The sequence below is a fragment of the Nocardioides caeni genome (assembly GCF_004912195.1).
GTDB lineage: Bacteria > Actinomycetota > Actinomycetes > Propionibacteriales > Nocardioidaceae > Nocardioides > Nocardioides caeni.
In genome coordinates this window covers 1-6,677 of the sequence record NZ_STGW01000028.1, presented here as the reverse complement: position 1 = coordinate 6,677, position 6,677 = coordinate 1, and the positions used below count along the sequence as shown (strand labels likewise).

General features: G+C 69.6%; 7 protein-coding genes. 3 read left to right on the top strand and 4 right to left on the bottom strand.

Annotated features, from left to right (window positions below; translation table 11 throughout):
* Nucleotides 1–641: alpha/beta hydrolase (locus tag E9934_RS19210; RefSeq protein WP_238695061.1), on the bottom strand; the 641-nt coding region annotated here is incomplete at its 3' end.
* Between the two features lie 88 nt (nucleotides 642–729).
* Between E9934_RS19210 and E9934_RS19205 the strand changes: the two genes are divergently transcribed.
* From E9934_RS19205 to E9934_RS19195, 3 genes are all read left to right on the top strand, one after another.
* Nucleotides 730–2,931 (top strand): RNA degradosome polyphosphate kinase, encoded by a 2,202-nt coding sequence (locus tag E9934_RS19205; RefSeq protein WP_136564514.1) that lies wholly within the window; start codon nucleotides 730–732, stop codon nucleotides 2,929–2,931.
* Nucleotides 2,932–3,116: 185 nt separating this feature from the next.
* Nucleotides 3,117–3,734 (top strand): DUF47 domain-containing protein, encoded by a 618-nt coding sequence (locus E9934_RS19200; protein WP_238695060.1) that lies wholly within the window; start codon nucleotides 3,117–3,119, stop codon nucleotides 3,732–3,734.
* Nucleotides 3,735–3,761: 27 nt separating this feature from the next.
* A complete protein-coding gene (locus E9934_RS19195; protein ID WP_136564515.1) occupies nucleotides 3,762–4,778 on the top strand; it encodes an inorganic phosphate transporter in 1,017 nt (338 codons plus the stop codon).
* 4 nt (nucleotides 4,779–4,782) lie between these two features.
* On the opposite strand, the gene E9934_RS19190 is transcribed toward E9934_RS19195, so the two are convergent.
* From E9934_RS19190 to E9934_RS19180, 3 genes are all read right to left on the bottom strand, one after another.
* Nucleotides 4,783–5,523 carry a winged helix-turn-helix transcriptional regulator gene (locus E9934_RS19190; RefSeq protein WP_136564513.1) on the bottom strand — a complete coding sequence of 247 codons (741 nt, stop codon included), beginning with the start codon at nucleotides 5,521–5,523 and terminating at the stop codon, nucleotides 4,783–4,785.
* Between the two features lie 37 nt (nucleotides 5,524–5,560).
* The gene (pstB, locus tag E9934_RS19185) at nucleotides 5,561–6,340 is read right to left on the bottom strand and encodes a phosphate ABC transporter ATP-binding protein PstB (RefSeq protein ID WP_136564512.1); all 780 of its coding nucleotides are present in this window, start codon (nucleotides 6,338–6,340) and stop codon (nucleotides 5,561–5,563) included.
* Nucleotides 6,341–6,372: 32 nt separating this feature from the next.
* Nucleotides 6,373–6,677 (bottom strand): ABC transporter permease family protein (locus tag E9934_RS19180; protein WP_136564511.1); only part of this gene is annotated, 305 nt, incomplete at its 5' end.

The following is a 6,677-nucleotide window of genomic DNA, read 5'->3' as shown; positions in this document are numbered from 1 at the left end:
GCCTGGAAGGCGAGGGGCAGCCCCTCCCGGGCAGCGGCGAGCGCCACCCAGGCGGCGATGTTGCCACCCGCCGAGTCGCCCGCGACGCCGATGCGCTGCGGGTCGACGCCGAGGCGATCAGCGTGCTCGTGCACCCACCGCAACGCGGACTCGGCGTCGTCGAACGCCGCAGGGAAGACGCCCTCCGGCCCGACGCGGTAGTCGATCGCCAGCACGGGCACGCCCGAGCGCTCGGCGAGGACACGGCAGGGCGCGTCGTGGGACTCGAGGTCGCCGTAGAGGAACCCGCCACCGTGGAAGAACAGCAGCAGCGGGCCCGGCGCGCTCGGCCGCGGCCCGGTGGGGAGGTAGTGGCGGGCGGGGAGCCCCGCCACCTCGCGGTCGCGCGCCGAGCCGATGGGCTGGTTGCCGCCGGCGATGGCAGCGTTGGCGGCCATCTCGGCGCGGCCCTGGGCGACCGACGGGTTGCCCAGCCGGTCCTTGCCGGTCAGGCGCTGGGCGCGGAGCAGCAGCTGGAGGTCGGCGGCGAGGGTCTGGCCGTCGAGGACCAGCGGCGTCCCGCCGAGGCGCCGTTGCAGGGGCAGGGGAAGACCGAGGAAGAGGCGGGCGGCCAGGGACTCGACGACGGTGCGCGGATTCACGGACGACAACCTACTCGGCGGTAGCGACCACGCCATCCGCCCGCGGAAGGACATCTGCTGTTCACCCGGTCCTGCCACACTCCGCGACATGTCCTCCGAGCAGCACCCGCAGAGCGATCAGGTCGCCGAGACCGAGCCCGCTGGCACACTGGTCGTCGTGCCCGACTCCCCCTCCTCGCCCTCGTCCGGAGACGCGGTCGAGGCGCCGTACGCCGCTCCGGAGGACGTCCTCGCCCGGATCGAGGCCGTCGACAACCGGTTCGTCGACCGGGAGCTGTCGTGGCTCCGCTTCAACGAGCGGGTGCTCGAGCTCGCCGAGGACCCCACGCTGCCACTGCTGGAGCGCGCCCGTTTCCTGGCGATCTTCGCCAGCAACCTCGACGAGTTCTTCATGGTCCGGGTGGCCGGGCTCAAGCGGCGGATCGCGACCGGGCTCGCCGTGCGGGCGGCCAGCGGCATGATGCCGCGCGAGGTGCTCGAGGCGATCTGGCAGCGCGCCGGCGAGCTCAGCCAGCGCCATGCGCGGGTCTTCCGCGACGAGATCGTCCCGGCCCTCGACACCCAGGGCATCGTGCTGGTCCGCTGGGCCGACCTGGAGCGCGACGAGCAGAAGGCCTGCAAGCGACTCTTCAAGGAGCGGGTGTTCCCGGTCCTCACCCCGCTCGCGGTCGACCCGGCCCACCCCTTCCCCTACATCTCCGGCCTCTCGCTCAACCTGGCCGTCCTGATCCGCAACCCGAAGACGGGCAAGGAGCACTTCGCGCGCGTGAAGGTGCCGTCGAACTTCGACCGCTTCGTGCCGTTGGGCAACGCCCGGTTCGTGCCGCTCGAGGACGTCATCGGCGAGCACCTGGGTCGACTCTTCCCGGGCATGGAGGTGCTGGAGTTCCACACCTTCCGGGTCACGCGCAACGAGGACGTCGAGGTCGAGGAGGACGACGCGGAGAACCTGCTGGCCGCGCTCGAGAAGGAGCTGCTGCGCCGTAAGTTCGGTCCCCCCGTCCGCCTCGAGGTCGACCAGTCGATCTCCGCTCCCGTGCTGGAGCTGCTCGTCTCCGAGCTCGACATCAACGAGCAGGAGGTCTTCCGCCTTCCCGGCCCGCTGGACCTGCGAGGACTGCACTCGATCGCCGACCTGCCCCGCGAGGACCTGAAGTACCGCTCCTTCGTGCCGATCACCCACCCGCGTCTGGCGGAGGTGGAGTCCGCTGCGCCGGTCGACGTCTTCAAGGCACTGCGGCGACGCGACGTCCTGCTCCACCACCCCTACGACTCCTTCGCCACGTCGGTGCAGCGCTTCATCGAGCAGGCGGCGGCCGACCCGCACGTGCTCGCGATCAAGCAGACGCTCTATCGCACCTCCGGCGACTCCCCGATCATCGATGCGCTCATCGACGCCGCCGAGGCGGGCAAGCAGGTGCTGGTCCTCGTCGAGATCAAGGCCCGGTTCGACGAGCAGGCCAACATCCGCTGGGCACGCAAGCTGGAGCAGGCCGGCTGCCACGTCGTCTACGGCCTCGTCGGCCTCAAGACCCACTGCAAGCTGGCGATGGTCGTGCGCGACGAGGGCGAGCAGGTCGGGATCCGCCGCTACACCCACATCGGCACCGGCAACTACAACCCGAAGACCTCCCGGATGTATGAGGACCTCGGCCTGCTCACCACCGACGAGGTCATCGGCGAGGACGTCGCCCACCTCTTCAACAACCTGTCCGGCTGGTCGCGCAAGGCGACCTACGACCAGCTCCTGGTCGCTCCCGACTTCGTCCGCTCGGGGCTGGTCGAGCAGATCCACGCCGAGATCGCGCACCACCGGGCCGGTCGGCCCGCGGGCATCCGGATCAAGGCCAACTCCATCGTGGACGAGCAGGTCATCGACGCGCTCTACCTCGCCTCCTGCGAGGGAGTGCCGGTGGAGCTGTTGGTGCGCGGCATCTGCGCCCTCCGGCCGGGCGTCCCGGGCCTGAGCGACAACATCAAGGTCCGCTCGATCCTCGGCCGCTTCCTCGAGCACAGCCGCGTCTTCGGCTTCGAGGGTGGCGGCGAGCCCACGGCCTGGATCGGCTCGGCCGACATGATGCACCGCAACCTGGATCGTCGCGTGGAGGTGCTGGTGCGCCTCCCGGAGCAGAGCCGCGACGAGGTCCGGGCCCTGCTCGACCTCGCCTTCGACGGGGACACCCAGGCGTGGATCCTCGGGCCGGACGCCCGCTGGACCCGCAACGATGGCGCCCGGCATCTCCAGGAGACGCTCATCGAGCGTCAGCGCGGGCGACGCGCCACCAGCTGAAACACCGGTCCGCGCCCTCCGTTCACCCGGTCGCAGGCCGCTGACCTGCGCAAACGCAGTCTCGTCTCGCTGACGGGGCCACCGCGTGCGCCGGGCCACACCGCCCAGCGCTGTCGTGGGTTGCGTTCACGCGTTCGCGGTCCCCTAGCATGTGGACGTTCTTCTCCACTTTCATGGGAGTACTCGTGGGTCTGCGTTTCCGTCCGGTCGACACCTCGTTCTACGACCTCTTCACCACGTCCGCACAGCATCTGGTGGGCGGCGCCGAGCTGCTGGCCGAGATGCTCTCGGAGACCTCCGACAAGGCGAACGTCGCCGAGCGCATGCGCGCCGCCGAGCACGCCGCCGACGAGACCACCCATGCGATCGTCAAGAAGGTCAACAGCACCTTCGTGACGCCGTTCGACCGCGAGGACATCTATGCCCTCGGGTCCGGCCTCGACGACGTCATGGACATGATGGACGAGGCCGTCGACCTGATCCTGCTCTATGAGGTCAAGACGCTCCCGCCCGAGCTGTCCGAGCAGGTCGAGGTCCTCCAGCGCTGCGCCGAGCTGACCGCCGAGGCGATGCCGCGGCTGCAGTCGATGAAGTCGCTCGACGACTACTGGATCGAGATCAACCGCCTCGAGAACACCGGTGACCGCAACCACCGGCGGACCCTCGCCAAGCTCTTCTCCGGCGAGTTCAAGACCATCGAGGTGCTCAAGCTCAAGGACATCGTCGAGTCCCTCGAAGGCGCGATCGACGCCTTCGAGAAGGTCGCGAACACGGTGGAACAGATCGCCGTCAAGGAAGGCTGACCTCGAGCAGTGGACTCCATCCTGCTGATGGTCATCGCGGTCGTCGTGATCGCGCTGGTCTTCGACTACACCAACGGCTTCCACGACGCCGCCAACGCCATCGCCACCTCGGTGTCGACCCGTGCCCTCACCCCGCGCATCGCCCTGGCGATGGCCGCGATCCTCAATTTCGTCGGCGCGCTCCTCGGCGTCGGCGTCGCGAAGACCATCCAGGGCATCATCGACATCGAGTCAGCGGCCCCGAGCGGCGCCGACACGGAGACACAGCTCCATGCCCTCACGATCGTCGCCGCCGCCTTGGTCGGGGCCATCGCCTGGAACCTGATCACCTGGTATTTCGGCATCCCCAGCTCGTCCTCGCACGCGCTCATCGGCGGCATCGTCGGCGCAGGCCTGGCCAGCTCGACCCACGTCCACTGGGACACCATGGTCGAGAAGGTCGCCATCCCGATGATCGCCTCGCCGCTCATCGGCTTCTTCGGGGCCTTCCTCTTCATGACCGCGATCATGTGGGCCTTCCGCAAGGCCAACCCGCACAAGATCAACCGCGGCTTCCGCCTCGCCCAGACGGTCTCGGCGGCCGGCATGTCGCTCGGCCACGGCCTCCAGGACGCGCAGAAGACGATGGGCGTCATCGTGCTCGCCCTCGTCGCCGGCGGCTACTCCGACGGTGACGGCGTGCCGTTGTGGGTGATCGTCGCCGCCGCCACGGCGATCGCGGCCGGCACCTACTCCGGTGGCTGGCGGATCATGCGGACGCTGGGTCGCAAGATCATCGACCTCGACCCCCCTCGCGGGTTCGCCGCCGAGGGCGTCGCGGCGACCGTGCTCTACGTGATGGCGATGGGCCTGCACGCGCCGGTCTCCACCACCCACACGATCACGTCCGCGATCATGGGCTCCGGCGCCACCAAGCGCTTCAGCGCCGTGCGCTGGGGCGTCGCCCGCGGCATCGTCGTGGCCTGGATCGTCACGATCCCCGCCGCCGCCCTCGTCGCCGTGGTGACCTACTTCGGCCTCGCCGCGCTCATCCCCGGCAACTGACCAGTCACCCCACGGCGAGGCTGTAGCCGCGGCCGCGCACCCGTCGTACGACGGCTGCCTCACCGAGGCGGGAGCGCAACCGGGTCGCGTGCATCGCGATGGTGTTGCTGCCCGGGCGGCGCCCGTCACTCCCCCAGAGCGCGTCCCGCAGCTCGTCGTCGGTGACGACGCCGGGCGCAGCGAGCATCAGCGCCCGCAACATCTCGAACTCCTTCAGCGGCAGGTCCGCGATCCGCTCACCGCCGACCTTGACCGTGAACGCGGTGGCGTCGAGCTCCAGCGGGCCGACATGGACGAGCGCGTGCTCGCTGACCGAGCGCGGCGAGAGAGTCATCAGCTCCCACACCCGCTGCGCGTCATAGGGCCGGGGTACGACGGCGCTCGCTCCTGCCGCCACCAGCGGACCGAGGTCCCCGGCATCGGGCGGCCCACCCCCCGCTGCCAGGACGTAGGACGCCCCCAGGCGCCGGATCACGTCGACGAACTCGGGGGCGGGGATGCCGCCGCACTCCGGGGCGACGATGACCGCCAGCGGGTCGGTGCGACCGAACTCCACGAGGCCGTCGGTCGTCGTCGAGACCCAGTTGACGTGGACCCCGCGGGGAGCCATGGCGCCGGCGAGCGCGCCCCCGTCGTCCTCCGGGTCGACCACCAGCAGCTGGGCGCCGGACGTCGCCACCCACCTGCGGAGGTAGGAGCGCACGGACTGGCGGCGGACGTCCGAGCGTCCGTCGTCGATGGTCACCGAGAGTCCCTTCGAGCGCGCCGCGCGGGCCGCCGGCTCAGCCGAAGCGGCCGGAGATGTAGGCCTCGGTCGACGGGTCGTCGGGGTTGGCGAACATCTTCTTGGTCGGGTTGAACTCCACCAGGTGACCGGGCTCGCCGGTGGCCTTGAGGTTGAAGAAGCCGGTGTCGTCGGAGACGCGCGCCGCCTGCTGCATGTTGTGGGTGACGATGACGATCGTGTAGTCGTTCTTGAGCTCGTGGATCAGGTCCTCGATGGCCGAGGTCGAGATCGGGTCGAGCGCCGAGCACGGCTCGTCCATCAGCAGGACGTCCGGCTCGACCGCGATGGCACGGGCGATGCACAGGCGCTGCTGCTGGCCACCGGACAGGCCGGCTCCGGGCTTGTCGAGCCTGTCCTTCACCTCGTTCCAGAGGTTGGCGCCGCGCAACGACTTCTCGACGATCGAGTCGGCGTCGGAGCGGCTCAGCTTCTTGGCGTTGAGCCGCATGCCGGCGAGGACGTTCTCATAGATCGACATCGTCGGGAACGGGTTGGGACGTTGGAAGACCATGCCGATCTGGCGGCGGACCGCGACCGGGTCGACGCCCGGCCCGTAGAGGTCCTGCCCGTCGACGACGATCTTGCCCTCGACACGGGCGCCCGGGATCACCTCGTGCATCCGGTTGAGCGAGCGCAGGAAGGTGGACTTGCCGCAGCCGGAGGGGCCGATGAAGGCGGTGACCGAGCGCGCCTTGATCCACATGTTGACGCCCTCGACCGCGAGGAAGTCCCCGTAGTAGATGTTGACGTCCGAGACGTCGATGCTCTTTGCCATGTCAGTTTTCCTTGTGTTTCAGTGAGGGCGGGTCACTTGGTCTTGGGGGCGAACACGGAGCCGACCACGCGGGCGATCACGTTCAGCACCATCACGATCACGATCAGCACGAACGCGGCGCCCCACACGCGGTCCTCCCAGATCGCGCCGTACTTGGCGTTCGAGGTCTGCGACAGCGACTGGTAGATGAACACCGGCAGCGTCTGCACAGCGCCGTCGAAGGGGTTCCAGTTGACGCTGCGGGCGGTGCCGAGGATCAACAGGAGCGGCGCCGTCTCGCCGGCGACCCGGGCGATGGACAGCGTCACACCGGTGACGATGCCGGCCACAGCGGTCG

Coding starts and splice junctions, on each gene's coding strand:
- E9934_RS19205 (WP_136564514.1), top strand. CDS start 730: ATGTCCTCCGAGCAGCACCCGCAGAGCGATCAGGTCGCCGAGACCGAG.
- E9934_RS19195 (WP_136564515.1), top strand. CDS start 3,762: ATGGTCATCGCGGTCGTCGTGATCGCGCTGGTCTTCGACTACACCAAC.
- pstB (WP_136564512.1), bottom strand. CDS start 6,340: ATGGCAAAGAGCATCGACGTCTCGGACGTCAACATCTACTACGGGGAC.